Consider the following 16,856-nt stretch of genomic DNA (forward strand, 5'->3'; position numbering starts at 1 on the left):
TATACTCCCCGGGGATCTGCAGTGATCACTTGTACATGGTCTGGTTCATGGTCCCCGGGGCGTAGACCTCCGGGTCGACCCAGACGTTGATGAGGGACGGCAAGCCCGACTCGCGGGCTCGCTGGAGTGCAGGGGCGATGTCGGCGGGGTCGCGGACCTCTTCGCCATGACCACCGAGCATCTTGGCGAACTGGTCGTATTTGACGTTGCCGAGCGTGTTGCCCACGCGGCCCCGGTTCTCGCCGTACTTCTGGATCTGCCCGTAGCGGATCTGGTTCATCGACGAGTTGTTGCCGACGATCCCGACGAACGGGAGGTTGAAGCGAACCAGGGTCTCGAAGTCCCAGCCGGTGAGGCTGAAGGCGCCGTCGCCGAAGAGGGCGACGACCTCCTTGTCGGGACGGGCGTGCTTGGCGGCCATCACGAAGGGGATGCCGACGCCGAGGGTGCCCAGGGGGCCCGGGTCCATCCAGTGACCGGGGGACTTGGGCTGCACGACCTGGCCGGAGAAGGTGACGATGTCACCGCCGTCGCCGATGTAGATCGAGTCCTCCGTGAGGAACTCGTTGATCTCGTGCACGAGCCGGTACGGGTCGATCGGCATGGCGTCGGAGCGCTGGCGAGGGAGGCGCTTCTCGTACGCGGCGGTCTCGAACGCCCGTAGCTCGTCGATCCAGGCCTTCCGCTTGGCCGCGCCGGGGCTGATGCGGCCCGAGGAAGCGGCCGTAGTGGCCTCCAGGATCGCGCCCACGTCGCCGACGAGGCCGAGGTCGATGTCGCGATTCTTGCCGACCGTGCGGTAGTCCAGGTCGATCTGAACGACCTTGGCCGTGGGGGAGAGCCGCCGGCCGTAGGCCATCCGGAAGTCGAACGGCGTGCCGACGATGATGATGAGGTCGGCCTCGTTGAACGCATGGCGGCGGGCCAGCTGGAAGTGCATCGGGTCCTTCGGGGCGAGCGTGCCCCGGCCGGCGCCGTTCATGAACGCCGGGATGTTGAGCGTGCGGACGAACTCGATGGCGACGTCGGTGGCCCGGCAGGTCCACACCTGGTTGCCCAGCAGGACGCACGGCTTCTCGGACTGCGCGATGAGGTCGGCCAGCTGCTCGACGGCGGCGGGGTCGCCCGCGGACTTCGTGGAGGCGCGGTAGGAGCCGGGCCTGGGGAGACGGGCCTGCTCGTAGGGCACGTGGGCGTCGAGGACATCGCGCGGGATCTCGAGGAACGACGGGCCCGGGGCTCCGTTGAAACACTCACGGAACGCCATCGACACCATGTCGGCGGTGCGGGCCGTGTCCGGCACCGTGGCGGCGAACTTCGTGATCGGCGTCATGATGTCGACGTGCGGGAGGTCCTGCAGCGAGCCCATCTTGTGCTGGCTCAGTGCGCCCTGACCCCCGATGAGCAGCATCGGGCTCTCCGCGCGTAGAGCGTTGGCGACGCCGGTCACGGCGTCGCTGGTGCCCGGGCCGGCAGTGACGACCGCGCAGCCGGGCTTGCCGGTGATGCGCGCATAGCCGTCGGCGGCGTGGGCCGCAACCTGCTCGTGACGTACATCGATGACCTCGATGCCCTCATCGACACAGCCGTCGTAGATGTCGATAATGTGACCGCCGCAGAGGGTGTAGACCGTATCCACGCCCTCGGCCTTGAGTGCCTTCGCGACCAGGTGGCCGCCGGAGATCGTCTCGGGTGCGATCGCCGCATCGCTCACCCCGTGGCGTTGAGCGCTCGCGGGGATCGTCTGCGTCATGGCGATGCACCTCCTCGTAGTCGTCGCCACTCGGCCAGCGGCTAGTTCCATACTGCATACGGTATGGGTGCTTTGGTACTCCTAGCTTCGTCGGATGTCCAGAGTTGGTTTCCCGACAGCCCTCGTGACCCCTGTATGTCCGTCCTGTTCCGTCTTGACGTCGCGGTTCCATACTGCATACTGAATGCACAGTCGCCGAGGACGGGAGCTCGACGTGAAGGTTGCTGTGCTGGGTGCCGGTGCGATCGGTGCGTATGTAGGAGCGAGCCTCAGTCGGGCGGGTGTCGATGTGCACCTGGTCGCCCGCGGCGAGCACCTCAAAGCGCTCCGAGCCAACGGAGTCCAGGTACTGAGTCCCCGCGGTGACTTCACCGCCCATCCCCACGCAACGGACGATCCCGGCGAGATCGGGCCCGTCGACCACGTGTTCCTGGGGTTCAAGGCCAACGCCTACGCAGCGGCCGGCCCCATGATCAAGCCGTTGCTGCACGACAGCACCAGCATCATCGCCGCTCAGAACGGGATCCCGTGGTGGTACTTCCACCGCCTTCCCGGGCAGTTCGAGGGCCACCGCATCGAGAGTGTCGACCCGGGCGGTGCGGTCACGGCCGCGCTCGACCTGGATCGGGCCATCGGTTGCGTGGTCTACGCCGCCACGGAGATCGAAGCTCCCGGCGTCGTACGGCATCTGGAGGGCACGCGGTTCTCCATCGGGGAGCCGGACGGCAGCATCTCCACACGCTGCACGGAGTTCGCCGAGGCGATGGTGGCCGGCGGACTCAAGTGTCCGGTCGAGGCCGACCTGCGTTGCGACATCTGGATCAAGTTGATGGGCAACATCGCCTTCAACCCGCTCAGCGCGCTCACCAGGGCGACGATGGCCGGGATCTGCCGCCACCAGGGCACTCGCGCCCTTGTGGCCCAGATGATGGAGGAGACCCTCGAGGTCGCCCACCGGGTGGGCAGCTACCCCGAGATCTCCGTGGAGAAGCGTCTCGCCGGCGCCGAGCGCACCGGCGAGCACAAGACCTCCACGCTTCAGGACCTGGAGCGTGGACGCCCGATGGAGCTCGACGTGCTCCTGACCGCCGTGGTGGAGCTCGCCGATCTCACCGGCGCCGAGGTCCCCACTCTTCGGGCGATCACCGCTGTGGCCGACCTGCTCAACCAGCAGGTGGCCGCGGCGTCCTGACAGGTCCACGCCCAGAGGCCGTCGGCGGGTGAACAGCCTGCCGGCGGCCGGCGCGTCTCCGGGCCCGAACCGCACGAACGGCACTCCCGATCGAGTCGACGGGGGTGCCGTTTCTGTATTCCGGGCGGCCGGCGTGCACGTTGCGAGGCCCTGAATATGCGAGACGGCCCCCTTCGCCGGTCCTGCCGGACGAGGGGGCCGTTCTGCGTCCGGGGGCCTCAGTCGGCCAGTGGCACCAGCTCGGACGCCGGCTCGAGCTCGTCGACGGCGTTCAGGGACGTGCCCGTCGCGGCGTCGACCTCGCGTTCCACCATGAGCTCGACGAGGACCGGCAGCTGCTGAGCCTCCGACTCGAGCGTCGCCCAGCTCAGCGCATCGGCGATGTCGCCGGGCTGCTCGATGCGTCGCGCCGGGCAGCCGAAGGCATCCATGAGCGTGACGTGGTCGATTCCGCCCTCGCCGTGATGCAGATCGACGGCGTTGTTGACCATGACGATGACGAACGGAATCTTGTGCTGGGCGGCGACGGCGATCTCTTCCATCAGGAACTGGAAGGAATGGTCGCCGACCACGGCGACAACCTGCTTGTCCGGTAGCGCACTCTTGACGCCGATCGCGGCTGGCACCTCCCAGCCGAGTCGGCCGGGCTGACCGCACACGATGTGACGGCGCGGTTTGAACGTCTGCTGGAACTGGCCGGACCAGATCTCGTGAAGACCGATCGCAGTGACGAATGCGGTGTCGGGTCCGAACGACCGGTCGATCTCCCGGAACACACGCGAGGGCTTGATCGGCACGACGTCGACGTCGACGTCGACGTCGTCCGGGCGTCGCAGGGTGGCACGCAGGTGCGCCACCCGTTCCACCCACACCCCGGGCGCGTGCTGCGGCGACGAGCGCCGGGCGTGGTCACGCATGGCGGCCAAGGTCGGCTTGGCGTGCCCGACGATCCCCAGGTCCGGCTCGAACACCTTGCCGATCTGCGTCGGCTCGATGTCGACGTGGACGAACTTCCGTCCGTGCCGGTAGGTCTGCAGGTCGCCGGTGTGCCGGTCGCAGAACCGCACTCCGACCGCGAGCACGAGGTCGCTCTCGAGGAACGGGGCGTTGCCCCAGCGGGCCTGCGTCTGCAGCCCCGCCATACCGGCGAACAGCGGGTGGTTCTCCGGGAACGATCCCTTGCCCATCAGCGTGACCTGCACAGGCACCTGGAGGTACTCAGCGAGCTGGCGCAGCTCGTCCGACGCCTCTGCGCCGATGACCCCGCCGCCGGCGAGGATGATCGGCCGCTCGGCCGCCTCCAGCATCTGCACGGCCGCGTTGATCGGCTGCACCCGTGGCGCCGGCACCTCGATCGGGAGCGGTGCGTCGACCTTGCGGTTGTAGAGGCAGGTGCCGCGCTGCACGGCGATCGACAGGTCGATGAGCACCGGGCCCGGACGGCCCGAGCGGGCGATCCGGAACGCCTCACGGAACACCCAGGCGGCCTGGGCCGGCTCCGTGAGCCGCACGGCCCACTTCGTCACAGGCTTGGCGATCTCGACGATGTCGACGGCCGGGAACGCCTCCTGGCACGGCTCGGCGTGCTCCGCCTGGCCCGTGATGCAGATGATCGGGATGGAGTCGGCCAGCGCCGTGTGGAGGCCGGTGATCATGTTCGTGGCGGCAGGACCGGACGTACCGATCGTCACGCCGACCTTGCCGGTGGCTCGTGCCCACCCGTCGGCGGCGTGCGTGCCGCCTGCCTCGTGGCGCACCGTCAGGTGCTTGATCCCGCTGTTCCGCAGCGCCGCGTACAGCGGCAGGACCGTGGCGCCGGGGATGCCGAAGACGGTGTCGACACCCTCCGACGCCATGACTACCGCCACCGCCTCCATGCAGGGCACGACCCTGCTCGCGGTGGTTGCCATCGCTAGCCTTGCGCCACCTTCACCGAGGAGTCGGGCCGGATCGTGCTCGTGTCGATCAACAGCAGTCCGGGCTCGGCGTTCTCGGGCACCCCACCGGGCCCGAGAACGACCTCTTCCCCGTGTGACGAGTCCGGCAGCCGCGTGATGACGGCATCGGCGTCGGTCGTGACGGCGGCCCTGATCCCGAGGCCGACGATCCCGACGGTTTGTGTCACACGGACTCCTCGACGGCGGCGGCGGACCGGAGGTGCCGGGGGAGCCAGTCGAAGCTGTCGGCGCTCGGCCCCACCGGCTTGTACTCGAGTCCGACGTAGCCGCGGTACTCACTTTCGGCCAGCCGGTCGAGCACGGTGGGCCAGTCGAGGTTGCCCGTGCCCGGCTGGCCCCGGCCGGGTGGGTCGGCGATCTGGACGTGACCGAACCGGTCGGCGCGCCGCTCGATGAGCTGCTCGACCGGCTCGCCCATGCGGGCGAGGTGGTACAGATCGGCGAGGAACGCGATGTTCGGCACGTCGTGGATGACCCGCAGGTACTCGATCAGGTCCAGCGCCTCGTGCGAGGAGGTGATCGGGTAGCCGGGGCTCTCGATGTTGTTGAGTGCCTCGATCACGATGGTGGCCCCTGCCCGCTCGGCGGAGCGCGCGGCGATCACGAGGTTCTCCGTCGCGATCTCGCGCTGCTCGGGCACGCTCGACTCGGGGTCCCAGTTTCCGTACAGGGCGTTGAGCACGGTGCATCCGAGCGAGGCTGCGAAGCCGACGGTCACGTCGATGTTCGCACGGAAGCGCTCGCTGTCGGTGGGCCGGGAGAGGAGCCCCCGCTCTCCTGCTGCCATGTTGCCCGCGTCGAAGTTCAGGCTGACCAGCCGCGTGCCCGAGTCGAGAATCGCGTCACGCAGCTGGTCGAGATCCCGATCGGACGGCACCGGCTCCGGGAAGGGCCACCACAGCTCAACGGCGTCGAACCCGGCTGCCGCGGCGGCAGCGGGTCGCTGCAGCAGCGGTAGCTCGGTGAACAAGATGGACAGATTGACGTCGTAACGCAATGCCATCTGGGCGGCGTCGGGCATAGGGGCTCCTCCCGGAGTCGACGGACGTGGCGAGGACGGAGATCGGCTCCGGCAGGCCTGGGAGCTAGTGCGCCTTGATGAGCTCCCGCATGAGTGCCGCGGTCTCGCTGGGGGTCTTGCCGACCTTGACGCCCGCGGCCTCCAAGGCCTCCTTCTTGGCCTGCGCGGTGCCGGCGGAGCCGGACACGATGGCGCCGGCGTGGCCCATGGTCTTGCCCTCCGGGGCGGTGAAGCCCGCGACGTAGCCGACCACGGGCTTGCGCACGTTGGCCTTGATGAAGTCGGCCGCCCGCTCCTCGGCGTCGCCGCCGATCTCGCCGATCATCACGATCGCGGCGGTGTCGGGGTCGGCCTCGAACGCGGCCAGCGCGTCGATGTGGGTGGTGCCGATCACCGGGTCACCACCGATACCGATCGCGGTGGAGAAACCGATCTCCCGCAGCTCGTACATCATCTGATAGGTCAACGTGCCCGACTTCGACACGAGCCCGATGGGGCCCTCGCCTGCGATGTCGGCCGGGATGATGCCCGCGTTGGAACGGCCGGGGCTGATGATCCCGGGGCAGTTCGGGCCGATGATCCGGGTGTGGTTGCCCTTCGCTACCGCGTGTGCCCAGAAGTAGGCCGAGTCGTGTACCGGGATGCCCTCGGTGATGACGACCGCGAGGCCGATCTCGGCGTCGATCGCCTCGATCACCGCGTCCTTGGCGAACCGCGGGGGGACGAACACGACGCTGACATCGGCGCCGGTCTCCTTCATGGCCTCCTCGACCGTGCCGAACACGGTGAGGTCCTTGCCACCGATCGACACGCTGGTGCCGGCCTTGCGCGCGTTCACGCCACCGACGATGTTCGTGCCCGCGGCCAGCATCTTCGCGGTGTGCTTGGTGCCCTCACCGCCGGTGATGCCCTGCACGATGACCTTGCTGTTCTCGTTCAGGAAAATCGACATGGCTCAGACCCCCGCAGCCGCAAGCTCGGCGGCCCGGTCGGCCGCGTTGTCCATCGTGTCCACCTGGGTGACCAGTGGGTGGTTCGCCTCGTCGAGGATCCGGCGGCCCTCGAGCACGTTGTTGCCGTCCAGCCGCACGACCAGCGGCTTGGTCGCCGAGTCGCCGAGGATCTTCAGCGCCTCGACGATGCCGTTGGCCACGGCGTCGCAGGCCGTGATGCCACCGAAGACGTTGACGAACACCGACCGCACGTCGGGGTCGCCGAGGATGACGTTCAGCCCGTCGGCCATCACCTGCGCGGACGCGCCGCCGCCGATGTCGAGGAAGTTGGCCGGCTTCACGCCGCCGTGCTTCTCACCGGCGTACGCCACGACGTCCAACGTGGACATCACGAGACCGGCACCGTTACCGATGATCCCGACCTGGCCCTTGTCGAGCTTGACGTAGTTGAGGCCCTTGGCCTTGGCCTTCGCCTCCAGCGGGTTCTCCGTGGTCTGGTCGACGAGCGCCGCGTGGTCGGGGTGCCGGAAGTCGGCGTTCTCGTCGAGCGTGACCTTCCCGTCCAGCGCGATGACCGCGCCGGAGGCGTCGGAGATCAGCGGGTTGACCTCGACGAGAGTGGCGTCCTCCGCCACGAAGGTCTCCCACAGCTTCGCGATGACCTCGGCGGCGCCGCCCGCCACCTCCTGGGGGAACCCGGCCGCGTCGACGATCGCCCGGGCCTTCTCGACGTCGCAGCCGGTGAGCGGGTCGATGGCCACCTTCACGAGCGCCTCGGGGCGCTCCACGGCGAGCTGCTCGATCTCCATGCCGCCCTCGGCGCTCGCCATGGCGAGGAAGGTGCGGTTGGCGCGGTCGAGCAGGAACGAGACGTAGTACTCCTGCGCGATCTGGGACGCCTCGGCCACCAGCACGCGGTGCACGGTGTGGCCCTTGATGTCCATGCCCAGGATCGCCGCGGCCTTCTCATTGGCCTCTTCCGGCGTCTTCGCGAGCTTGACGCCGCCCGCTTTGCCCCGGCCACCGGTCTTCACCTGCGCCTTGATGACAACGGCGCCCCCGATGCCGCGGGCCACGACTTCGGCCTCATGGGCCGTGATCGCGACAGAGCCGCGGGACACCGGGACGCCATGCCCTTCGAACAAGTCCTTTGCCTGGTGCTCGTAGAGGTCCACGCTGCGGCATCTCCTGTCTGACGGCCTCGTCACGGAGTGGTCGACTGTATGCAGTATGGAACGACTTTGTCCAGGGCTCTTGTGTTCCAGCTCACGTCGTGGTCACTATTTGGCATACAGTATGGAGGGGAGTCGTCGTGGGAGCACCTGAACGCACTGCCGCCTTCCAGGAGGTGCGCGACTGGTACGGCCGTCGGTACCGGGTGGGGGAGGACCCGGTGGACCTCATCGGCCGGCCTCGATCATCGGTGCTACGTATGGCCTGGGTCCCGATGGCCGCTGTGGGCGTGCTGCAGTACGGCTACGGCGCGGCGGTCCCGGCCCTGATGGCGCGCAACGGTTGGGGGCTCGTCGGCGCGTTCTGGGTGCTCGCCGTGTGGATCGTGTTCCAGGCAGGCGTCGGCTTCCCCACCGCCTACCTGCGGGAGCGCAGGCGCCTCGACCCGCGCGCCGTGATGATCGCCGGCGCGGCGCTGAGCGCACTGGGCCTCGTGGCCCTCGCGCACACCACCAGCCTGGCTGCCGCGTTGCTGGGCTACTCGGTGCTCGGGGGCACGGGTGCGGGCCTCGTCTACGCGGCGTGCACGTCCGCGGTGGCCAAGTGGTACCCGGAGCGCATGGCCCTGCGGGTCAGCCGGGTGACCGGGGTCTTCGCGTACGGCTCCGTGCCCTTCATCATCGCCGCTGTGGTCGGACTCCACGCCGGCAACATCACGCCGGTCTTCGACGTGGCGGCGGCCGTGATGTTCGCGGTGGTGGCGGGCGCCGGGATGTACTTCCGCGACCCACCGGCCCGCTGGTGGCCCGCGGAGGTCGACCCGCGTGCGTGGGGGCTCGGCGCCACCGTCAACCCCGGGCGGCGGAAGAACCCGCCTGCGGTGCGCGAGTACTCGGCGATGCAGGCGATGCGCACGCGCGTCATGCCGGTTCTGTACGTGATCCTGCTCGCCGCCGGAGCGGTCTCGTTGTTCAACGCGGCGTTCGTCGTGGTCTTCGCCTCCGGCTTCCCTGCGGGCATCGGTGTGATCGCCCTCGCCGCAGGTGTGCTGGCCGGGGTGAACGGCGCCGGGCGGGCCGTCTCGGTGGGGATCTCCGACAGGGTCGGGCGCTGCCGGACGCTCAACGTCGTACTTCTCGTGCAGGCAGTGGCCCAGACTCTGTTCGCGCTGGCCGCCAGCACGCACTCCAGCGTCGCGATGGTGCTGGCAGCTGTGCTTGCCGGCATCGGTGGGGGCGGCTTCTACCCGCTGTTCGCCAGCATCGCGAGGGAGTACTTCGGGGAGCAGAGCGCCTTCGAGGTGCACGGCCTCGTCTACAGCGCCAAGGCTCTCGGGGGGCTGCTGGGAGTCGGGCTGGCCGCGATCGCGGTCAGCTCGTGGGGCTTCGCCGTCACGTTCCTCGTGGCAGCGTTCGTGTCGCTCGGAGCAGCCTGGGCCACCGGCGCTCTGCAGCGGCCGGGGCTGCCCAGCACTTTGCCGTCAGCACGGGTGTCGAAGCACAGCGCGGTCCCCTCGCGCTATGCCACCTGAGGCTACGGCTACCACCCATCCCTGGGTCGGCTCCGTGCGGGGAGCCGACCCAGGGATGGCCGCTGCGCCACGATCAGGAGGCGCGGGAGAACGGAGTGTCGGCGTGCACGGGCCGCTCCGCGCTGCGGAGCGGCTGCACGTCTGCACCGGCTGCCCGGTGGGCCTTCAGTGCGGCGTCCAGCCCGAGGCCGAGCGCCCGTCCGTCGGCGTTGAAGCCGCGCGGCATCGTGGATAGGGCGTCGACGATCTTCCGGAACGTGTTCATTCGTATCACCTCTGTTACTGAGTGTTCCCATTCCGCGGCCGAGGTATGCGGCCTGGCCACGGCTGCGCCGTCGGTACGGCGAGCAGGTAGCGCGCGGCTCTGCGCGTGAAGGGGCATCCCCGCTGCCCGGTTCTGGAGCGCGGGGCGCAGTAGATCTGGACGTCAGATCTGGACGTCGACGAACTGCTGCTGGTCGTCGACGGTGAGCCCGTCGGCGTCGACGGGAGAAGGTGTGGTGCGGGCTGCGGCCTAGGGCCGGCGACCCGTGATCGGGCGTGCGGGCGATCCGGCGTCGGCGCCGGACTTCTCGAGGTTCTGCTGCTCGAGGTACGACAGGCGCGTGTGCTCGGTGTGCGCGTGCATGACCTCGCCTGCGCGATCCCCGTCGCCTGCGGCGATCGCGTCGATCAGTGCCGAGTGCTCGGTCCAGCTCTGCGCGCCACGGTGGCGTGCCACAGGCGTGTAGTACCAGCGCACCCTGCGGTCGACCTGGCTCGCGAGCTCGACCAGCACGTCGTTGCGCGAGAGCCGCATGACCGTGGCGTGCAGCTCGGCGTTGAGGGCCACCATGGTGGCGACATCCTCGGCCTCGAGCGCCGCGAATCCCTGGCGGCACAGCTCCCGCAGGTGCTCGACGCCTTCTTCCGTGGCGTGCTGCGCGGCCAACCGGGCGGACTCGGTCTCCAGCAGCCTGCGTACGGCCAGAAGCTGATCCGCCTCCTCGACGGTCGGCGTGTGGACGTACGCGCCCAGGCCGGGCCGGAGGTCGACCCAACCATCGTTCTTGAGCCACTGGAGCGCCTCACGCACCGGCTGCCGGGAGACTCCCAGCATCAGCGCGAGCTCACTCTCGACCAGGTGCTGGCCTGGCTGGAGATTCCGGCTGACGATCATGTCCAGAATCGCGCTGTACACGCTCTCGCGGAGCGGGACAGGCCGGGCGATACGTCGTGCACCGGCGGCGTCGGGCTGCGTCTCGGACAGTGACATCGTGGACTCCAGGTGGGACGGTGAGTCGATCCGGTCCCTTGCGGGGGCACTCCTGTCCGGTCGACTGCTTACAGCATACAAAGTGCCGCGGTACTTTGTCGCACTACTGGCGGTGAAGCTCCTCACGACATCCGCCCGATGTGTCCGTTTGGTGAACAGGTGGTGCCTGCCCTGTCGCGAGCACTCAGGCATGCTAACGGTGTGGCTGACGGCGACCTGCCGGTACGTGGATCGCTGGTGCTCCCCGAGCGTGAGCTGCACTGGCGGTTCTCCCGTGCGTCAGGGCCGGGTGGCCAGGGCGTGAACACCACGGACTCGCGGGTGGAGCTGTCCTTCGATCTCGCCCGGTCCCCCTCGGTGCCCGAGCCGCTCCGTGAGCGGGCGCTGGGCAGGCTCGCCGGGCGGCTCGTCGACGGGGTGATCACGGTGGTCGCGTCCGAGCAGCGCAGCCAGCTGCGCAACCGTGAGTCCGCACGTGAGCGGCTGGCGGAGATCCTGCGGAAAGCAATGACAGCGGATCCGCCGCAGCGCAGGCCTACCCGGCCCACGGCTGGGGCGAAGCGGCGGCGGCTCGACGCGAAGACCCGGAGGGGCGCCGTCAAACGGCTGCGCGGCCGACCCGAGGAGTGACGTTCGCGGCGCCGTTCCCGCACACCTCACACCGGTGTCGGTGACGGATCCGACCCGACCGGTGGAGGGCGCGGCGCGCCCGTGCTCCTGGTCGGGCGTTGACCCCGCGACCGTGGAAGGATGGCGGACCGATCACGGACATGCCGAGCAGCACGTGCAGGAGGACCGGTGGCCAGCCCGACCAGCTCCAGCGGCGCGGAGGTTCCGCCCGTGCTGCCCTCGATCCCGCTATCGCGCGAGCCGGTCAAACCGGCGTCGGAGCAGTCGATCGGCGAACTCGTCCGTGACGCCACCGCACAGGTCTCCACGCTGGTGCGGGCCGAGGTGGAGCTCGCCCGCGCCGAGGTGACGGCCGAGGTGAAGAAGGGTGTGCAGGGCAGCGTCTTCTTCATCGTCGCGCTGACGATCCTGCTGTTCAGCCTCTTCTTCGCGTTCTTCGCCCTCGCTGAGCTGCTCGCCCTGTGGCTCAACCGCGCCGTCTCGTTCGCGATCGTCTTCGGGATCATGCTCCTCGTCGCCGGTCTCTTCGGTCTCTTCGGCTACTTGCGGGTGCGGCGGATCCGCAAGCCGGAACGCACGCTCTCCAGCCTGAAGGAGTCGGCTCAAGTGCTGTCCCAGCGCGGCCGGGGCGAGCCGGACGGAGCCGCGGCGCACGAGCTGAACGGCCGACCGGCCTCCCGAGCACACTGATCGGAGTGCGCAGGGCCGGCCCGGACCCGTCGTCGGTCCGGCTGCCTGGCCCGTGGACCCACCGCGCGGTCTCGGCCAACGGCATCCGGCTTCACGTCGCCGAATGCGACGGGGGCGGCCCGCTGGTGGTGCTGCTGCACGGGTTCCCCGAGTTCTGGTGGTCCTGGCGCCACCAACTCGTCGATCTGGCTGAGCGCGGCTTCCGGGCCGTCGCGATCGATCTGCGTGGCTACGGCGACTCCGACAAGCCACCCCGCGGCTACGACCTCTGGACCCTCGCAGGCGACGTCGCCGGCCTGATCCGTGCGCTGGGGGAGTCGCGGGCGCACCTCGTCGGGCACGACTGGGGTGGGCTCATCGCCTGGACGGTCACGGCGCTGCACCCGCGGCTCGTGCGATCGCTGGCCGTACTCGGCGCTCCCCACCCGCTGGCGGTGCGTGCTTCGGTGCTGCGTGACCTCCGCGGCCAGGGCCGGGCGAGTGCGAGCTACGCGCTGGGTTTCCAGCTGCCCCGCTGGCCCGAGCGATCCCTGCGAGCGGACGACGGCGCTCGGGTGGTCCGGATCATGCGCGCATGGGCGGGCCCGGAGTGGGCGGCCTCGGACGACTTCGCGGCGGCGACCGCGTGCTACCGGCGCGCGATCCAGGTGCCCGGGGTCGTGCACTGCGCGATGGAGTACTACCGCTGGGCCGCGCGCTCGCAACTGCGGGCCGAGGGACCGCGGTTCGCCGCCGCTGTGGCCCGGCCGACCGCGGTGCCGGTGCTGCAGGTGCACGGCGCGCTGGACCCGTGCCTGCTCGTCCGCACCGCAGCGGCGTCGCGGCGGTGGACCGGCAGCGGGTACGAGATGCGTGTCCAGCCGGCCACCGGCCACTTCCCCCATCAGGAACGGCCGTCGGAGACGACGGCCCTCCTCACCCGTTTCCTGGGTTCCTGAGACCACCACTCGCAGTTGGGCTGTTACAGGGCGGCGCGGGCCACCAGCGCCGTGTCGGGGTTGTCGGCGAAGACCCCGTCGACGCCTGCAGCGAAGAACGCCTCGTACTCGGCGAACGCGTTGCCGTAGTCGGCGGCCGACCCGGCGCTGCGCAGGTTGGCCGGGAGGAACTCGTTCTCGTTGCGGAAGGTGTACACGTGCACCAGCAGGCCCGCCGAGTGCGCGTCCGCGACGAGTGACGTGGGAGCGCCGAGCGTGCCGTCCGCGTGGCGGGCCACGACCATGTCCTTGGCCGGTCCGATGGCGTCGGCGTAGGACGCGATCTCGGCGAGCCCTGCCGGGGTCACGAGGTCGGGGAAGGTACGCGGGTCGCCCGCGGCCGCGAGGTCGACCGGCGCGCCGGCAGCCCCCAGCAGCTGAACGAGCGGCACGTGCAGTTCTGCGCTCAACTGCCGCAGGTTCGTGGTCTCGAAGGACTGCACGAACACCGGCGCGTCCTTCCTGTTGAGCCCGGCGTTCTCCAGCGCGGCGACGAGCAGGGGCTCGAGAGCGTGGCCGATGGAGGAGAAATAGGTGGGGTGCTTGGTCTCGGGGTAGACCCCGATCTCCCGGCCGAGAAGGGCGGACAGGCGCTCGCGGAGCTGGAGCACCTCGTCGAACGTCGGGATCTCGAACCGGCCGTCGTAGATCGTGTTCTCCTGGCGGACGGCCGGGAGACGTTCCTTCGCACGCAGCGTCTTGAGCTCGGCGAGTGTGAAGTCCTCGGTGAACCAGCCGGTCCGCGTGTCGCCGTCGATGGTCCTGGTCACCTTGCGCTCGGCGAACTCAGGGTGGTCGGCGACGTCGGTGGTGCCGCCGATCTCCGACTCGTGACGGGCGACGAGCACGTCGTCGGCGGTGCTGACGAGGTCGGGCTCGATGTAGTCGGCACCCATCCTCGCGGCGAGCTCGTACGAGGCGAGTGTGTGCTCAGGGCGGTAGCCCGACGCGCCGCGGTGGGCGATGACGAGCACCGTGGCCTCGGCGCTGCGGGTGGCTACCTCGGCGACCGGGACGTCGGAAGGGGCGGTTGTCAGGGTCGCAACGGGGGGAGCGGCCGCGGCAGTGCCACGGACGGACGATGACATGTGCACCCACGATGCACTGTTCGGACGATGCCGCTGCCGCCGGGAGATGACCGGTGCCGGTCGAGTCGGTGAACGGCACATGCAATGCCGCTGGGCGACCGGCGTCCGCGGGATGGGTGTCTCGGCGCGCGTTACGATTCGAAGTCGTGCGCGTCCTGGTAGTGGGGTCCGGTGCTCGTGAGCACGCCATCGTCCTCGCCCTGGCGCAGGACCCGGAAGTCACGGCGCTCGCGTGTGCCCCGGGCAACGCGGGCACTGCTGCCGTGGCCGAGCAGCGCGGGCTCGATGTGCAGGATCTGGCGGCGGCCGCGGCGCTGGCGCTCGACTGGCACGCCGATCTGGTCGTCATCGGGCCCGAGATGCCGCTCGTCGCCGGCATCGCCGACGTCGTGCGCGCCGCGGGCATCCCGTGCTTCGGCCCGACTGCGGCCGCCGCACGCATCGAGGGCTCCAAGAGCTTCGCGAAGGACGTCATGGCGGCGGCCGGTGTGCGCACCGCCACGTCCGAGATCGTGGACACCCCGGCGCATCTCGACGCCGCGCTCGCCCGGTTCACCCCGCCGTACGTCGTGAAGGACGACGGCCTGGCGGCCGGCAAGGGTGTGGTGGTCAGCGCCGACCTCGACGTGGCGCGCGCGCACGCGAGCACCTTGCTCGACAACGGGCACCCCGTGCTGCTCGAGTCGTACCTGGACGGCCCCGAGGTCTCCCTGTTCTGCCTGGTCGACGGGGAGACGGTGGTGCCGCTGCTCCCTGCGCAGGACTTCAAGCGCGTCGGCGACGACGACACCGGCCCGAACACCGGAGGCATGGGTGCGTACGCCCCGCTGCCGTGGGCGTCGCCCGACCTGGTCGCGGAGCTCGTCTCCACGATCGTCGCGCCGGTGGCAGCCGAGATGGTGCGCCGGGGCACTCCGTTCAGCGGCCTGCTCTACGCGGGGCTCGCCCTGACCTCCTCGGGCCCGGCGGTGATCGAGTTCAACTGCCGCTTCGGCGACCCGGAGACGCAGGTCGTGCTGCCGCTCCTGCGCACCCCGCTGGCACGGCTGCTGTACGCAACGGCCACCGGTGCACTGGCGTCCCAGCCTCCACTGCAATGGGCGGACGGTGCTGCGGTCACGGTGGTGGTGGCGGCCGAGGGCTACCCGGGCCTCCCGCGCGCCGGTGACGTGGTCGGAGGAGCAGACGCCGACGGTGTGCTGCACGGCGGTACGCGCCGCCGGGACGACGGGGCGGTGGTGTCGTCGGGCGGGCGGGTGCTGTCCGTCGTGGGCACCGGAACGGATCTTGTGCTGGCCCGCGAGGATGCCTACCGTCGGCTGGAGGGCGTGCACCTCGCCGGCTCCCACCACCGCACCGACATCGCGCTTCGCGCCTCGCGCGGCGATGTCGAGGTCCCGCGTCGTGCCGAGGTTGTCACTCGATCGGGTGATATTGGGTAGCGCTCCTCACTGCGCCGTTCCACCTAAAGTGCGTGCTCGGCGGCCGATCGGGGGGCTTCCTCCACGTTCGGTCGCCGTTAAGAGCGGCTTGCGTCCGAACGGGTGGCGGTAGAAAGTTCCGCTGCCCGCCAGATTCACATCGTCGTCGCTCCCCGTGATGGCCGAGGTCGTGGGTCTGCTCCGGGTCATCCGTTCGCTCCCCCGAGAACTGAGGACTCGAATGACGAAGAACGCACGTCCGCGACACACCGCTCAGAGCCGCGTGTCGCGCATCGCCGGCCGGGCCGCGATCGGTGTTCTGGGCGCACCGATGGCCCTGCTCGCGATCGCCGGGCCGGCGGGTGCTGCGGAGGCCCACCTGGCCGACGCGGACGACGACACCGCAGACAGCACGGACGCCGGCTTCGGCAGCTTCGCGGCCCTCCCCGGCGTCGCCACGCCGGACCTCGCCGCGCTGCCCACCGACGGGCTGCCCACCGACGGCCTGGAGCTGCAGGGGATCGACCAGGGCCTGCTCGACCTCGCCAGCGGGGGCGCAGGCGTCGCCGACCTCCCGGCACTGGGTGCCCCGGACCTCAGCGCCCTCCAGCTGAACCTGCCGGCGGCGTACGCCCTGCCGAGCGTCGACGCGCTGCCGGCCCTGCCCGCGCTGCCGAGCACGGACGACCTGACCGCGCTGCCGGGCACCGACCTGCTCGCCGCGCTGCCGGCGCTGCCCGCGCTGCCGAGCACGGACGCGCTTGCGCTGCCGGTCGAGCTGCCGGCCCTCCCGGTCGAGCTGCCCGCGCTGCCGACGAGCACCGACGACGTGGTCGACACCGTGGCCGGCGTGGCAGGCGACGTGACCGGTCTGGCCGACGATGTGACCGCCGACGTGACCGCCGCCCTGCCAGTCGACCTGCCGGTCGACCTGCCGGCGCTCTCGGAGCTGCCGATCTCCGTCGACCTGCCGGTCAACGTCGACCTGCCGGCTCTGCCCGTCCTGGGGGCGCCGAGCGCCGACGACGAGGCGTCGGCCGACGACGAGGCGACGGACGAGGACTCCGACGAGGCGGACGCGGACGACGAGTCCGACGACGCGGACGAGGCCGACGTGCCCGACGCCAGCGCGATCAGCGACGTGTTCTCGGCCGCCGACCTGGTGTCCAGCCTGATCTGAGCCGTGCTCGACGGCCGTCCTCCCACGGGGGGAC

Annotated in this window: 16 protein-coding genes; 7 read left to right on the plus strand and 9 right to left on the minus strand. The window is 70.2% G+C overall.

Annotation, left to right across the window (positions count from 1 at the left end; genetic code table 11):
- Window positions 1-25 precede the first annotated feature (25 nt).
- Window positions 26-1,753: a thiamine pyrophosphate-binding protein gene (locus ACQPZQ_RS01860; protein WP_433291348.1), complete on the minus strand. Its 1,728-nt coding sequence runs from the start codon at window positions 1,751-1,753 to the stop codon at window positions 26-28.
- Window positions 1,754-1,967: 214 nt separating this feature from the next.
- Here ACQPZQ_RS01860 and ACQPZQ_RS01865 point away from each other — a divergent pair, with 214 nt between their 5' ends.
- Window positions 1,968-2,945, plus strand: coding sequence for a 2-dehydropantoate 2-reductase (locus ACQPZQ_RS01865; RefSeq protein WP_433291350.1), 978 nt, complete (start codon window positions 1,968-1,970; stop codon window positions 2,943-2,945).
- Between the two features lie 218 nt (window positions 2,946-3,163).
- Here ACQPZQ_RS01865 and ACQPZQ_RS01870 read toward each other — a convergent pair whose 3' ends face one another.
- The 5 genes from ACQPZQ_RS01870 to sucC all read right to left on the minus strand — a co-directional run bounded on the left by ACQPZQ_RS01870 (window position 3,164) and on the right by sucC (window position 8,052).
- On the minus strand, window positions 3,164-4,822 hold the full coding sequence (locus ACQPZQ_RS01870; protein WP_433298954.1) for a thiamine pyrophosphate-binding protein: 1,659 nt from the start codon (window positions 4,820-4,822) through the stop codon (window positions 3,164-3,166).
- Window positions 4,823-4,857: 35 nt separating this feature from the next.
- The gene (locus tag ACQPZQ_RS01875) at window positions 4,858-5,070 is read right to left on the minus strand and encodes an NAD(P)-binding domain-containing protein (protein WP_433291352.1); all 213 of its coding nucleotides are present in this window, start codon (window positions 5,068-5,070) and stop codon (window positions 4,858-4,860) included.
- A complete protein-coding gene (locus ACQPZQ_RS01880; protein WP_433291354.1) occupies window positions 5,067-5,924 on the minus strand; it encodes a hydroxypyruvate isomerase family protein in 858 nt (285 codons plus the stop codon). The genes ACQPZQ_RS01875 and ACQPZQ_RS01880 overlap by 4 nt, the downstream gene beginning before the upstream one ends.
- Before the next feature lie 64 nt (window positions 5,925-5,988).
- Entirely contained in the window at window positions 5,989-6,876 is an 888-nt protein-coding gene (gene sucD, locus ACQPZQ_RS01885) for a succinate--CoA ligase subunit alpha (protein ID WP_433291356.1), read from the minus strand.
- A 3-nt stretch (window positions 6,877-6,879) separates the two neighbouring features.
- Window positions 6,880-8,052, minus strand: a complete 1,173-nt coding sequence (gene sucC / locus ACQPZQ_RS01890; RefSeq protein ID WP_433291358.1) for an ADP-forming succinate--CoA ligase subunit beta — start codon at window positions 8,050-8,052, stop codon at window positions 6,880-6,882.
- A 137-nt stretch (window positions 8,053-8,189) separates the two neighbouring features.
- Here sucC and ACQPZQ_RS01895 point away from each other — a divergent pair, with 137 nt between their 5' ends.
- A complete protein-coding gene (locus tag ACQPZQ_RS01895) occupies window positions 8,190-9,581 on the plus strand; it encodes an MFS transporter (RefSeq protein ID WP_433291360.1) in 1,392 nt (463 codons plus the stop codon).
- A gap of 73 nt (window positions 9,582-9,654) precedes the next feature.
- Here ACQPZQ_RS01895 and ACQPZQ_RS01900 read toward each other — a convergent pair whose 3' ends face one another.
- Together ACQPZQ_RS01900 and ACQPZQ_RS01905 are read right to left on the minus strand one after the other, a co-directional pair.
- On the minus strand, window positions 9,655-9,846 hold the full coding sequence (locus ACQPZQ_RS01900; RefSeq protein ID WP_433291362.1) for a hypothetical protein: 192 nt from the start codon (window positions 9,844-9,846) through the stop codon (window positions 9,655-9,657).
- Window positions 9,847-10,095: 249 nt separating this feature from the next.
- Window positions 10,096-10,836 carry a GntR family transcriptional regulator gene (locus tag ACQPZQ_RS01905; protein ID WP_241041840.1) on the minus strand — a complete coding sequence of 247 codons (741 nt, stop codon included), beginning with the start codon at window positions 10,834-10,836 and terminating at the stop codon, window positions 10,096-10,098.
- Window positions 10,837-11,037: 201 nt separating this feature from the next.
- Here ACQPZQ_RS01905 and arfB point away from each other — a divergent pair, with 201 nt between their 5' ends.
- The 3 genes from arfB to ACQPZQ_RS01920 all read left to right on the plus strand — a co-directional run bounded on the left by arfB (window position 11,038) and on the right by ACQPZQ_RS01920 (window position 13,094).
- The gene (arfB, locus tag ACQPZQ_RS01910) at window positions 11,038-11,466 is read left to right on the plus strand and encodes an alternative ribosome rescue aminoacyl-tRNA hydrolase ArfB (protein ID WP_433291364.1); all 429 of its coding nucleotides are present in this window, start codon (window positions 11,038-11,040) and stop codon (window positions 11,464-11,466) included.
- A gap of 168 nt (window positions 11,467-11,634) precedes the next feature.
- Window positions 11,635-12,156, plus strand: coding sequence for a phage holin family protein (locus ACQPZQ_RS01915; protein WP_241041842.1), 522 nt, complete (start codon window positions 11,635-11,637; stop codon window positions 12,154-12,156).
- Between the two features lie 5 nt (window positions 12,157-12,161).
- Window positions 12,162-13,094 (plus strand): alpha/beta fold hydrolase, encoded by a 933-nt coding sequence (locus ACQPZQ_RS01920; protein ID WP_433291367.1) that lies wholly within the window; start codon window positions 12,162-12,164, stop codon window positions 13,092-13,094.
- Window positions 13,095-13,117: 23 nt separating this feature from the next.
- Here the strand turns inward: ACQPZQ_RS01920 and ACQPZQ_RS01925 are convergent, their stop codons facing one another.
- The gene (locus ACQPZQ_RS01925; protein WP_433291369.1) at window positions 13,118-14,221 is read right to left on the minus strand and encodes a glycerophosphodiester phosphodiesterase; all 1,104 of its coding nucleotides are present in this window, start codon (window positions 14,219-14,221) and stop codon (window positions 13,118-13,120) included.
- Window positions 14,222-14,367: 146 nt separating this feature from the next.
- On the opposite strand from ACQPZQ_RS01925, the gene purD reads away from it, so the two are divergent.
- Both purD and ACQPZQ_RS01935 read left to right on the plus strand, forming a co-directional pair.
- The gene (gene purD / locus ACQPZQ_RS01930) at window positions 14,368-15,663 is read left to right on the plus strand and encodes a phosphoribosylamine--glycine ligase (protein ID WP_433291371.1); all 1,296 of its coding nucleotides are present in this window, start codon (window positions 14,368-14,370) and stop codon (window positions 15,661-15,663) included.
- 220 nt (window positions 15,664-15,883) lie between these two features.
- Window positions 15,884-16,822: a hypothetical protein gene (locus ACQPZQ_RS01935; RefSeq protein ID WP_433291373.1), complete on the plus strand. Its 939-nt coding sequence runs from the start codon at window positions 15,884-15,886 to the stop codon at window positions 16,820-16,822.
- Window positions 16,823-16,856 lie beyond the last annotated feature (34 nt).

This window comes from Pseudonocardia sp. CA-142604 (genome assembly GCF_050948475.1).
In the GTDB taxonomy this organism is placed as follows: domain Bacteria; phylum Actinomycetota; class Actinomycetes; order Mycobacteriales; family Pseudonocardiaceae; genus Pseudonocardia; species Pseudonocardia alaniniphila.

Bases quoted from the DNA above. Each gene is read 5' to 3' on its own strand.
- sucD (WP_433291356.1), bottom strand. From the start codon at position 6,876: ATGTCGATTTTCCTGAACGAGAACAGCAAGGTCATCGTGCAGGGCATC.
- ACQPZQ_RS01935 (WP_433291373.1), top strand. From the start codon at position 15,884: ATGACGAAGAACGCACGTCCGCGACACACCGCTCAGAGCCGCGTGTCG.
- ACQPZQ_RS01870 (WP_433298954.1), bottom strand. From the start codon at position 4,822: ATGGAGGCGGTGGCGGTAGTCATGGCGTCGGAGGGTGTCGACACCGTC.
- ACQPZQ_RS01860 (WP_433291348.1), bottom strand. From the start codon at position 1,753: ATGACGCAGACGATCCCCGCGAGCGCTCAACGCCACGGGGTGAGCGAT.
- ACQPZQ_RS01880 (WP_433291354.1), bottom strand. From the start codon at position 5,924: ATGCCCGACGCCGCCCAGATGGCATTGCGTTACGACGTCAATCTGTCC.
- ACQPZQ_RS01905 (WP_241041840.1), bottom strand. From the start codon at position 10,836: ATGTCACTGTCCGAGACGCAGCCCGACGCCGCCGGTGCACGACGTATC.
- ACQPZQ_RS01925 (WP_433291369.1), bottom strand. From the start codon at position 14,221: ATGTCATCGTCCGTCCGTGGCACTGCCGCGGCCGCTCCCCCCGTTGCG.
- ACQPZQ_RS01900 (WP_433291362.1), bottom strand. From the start codon at position 9,846: ATGAACACGTTCCGGAAGATCGTCGACGCCCTATCCACGATGCCGCGC.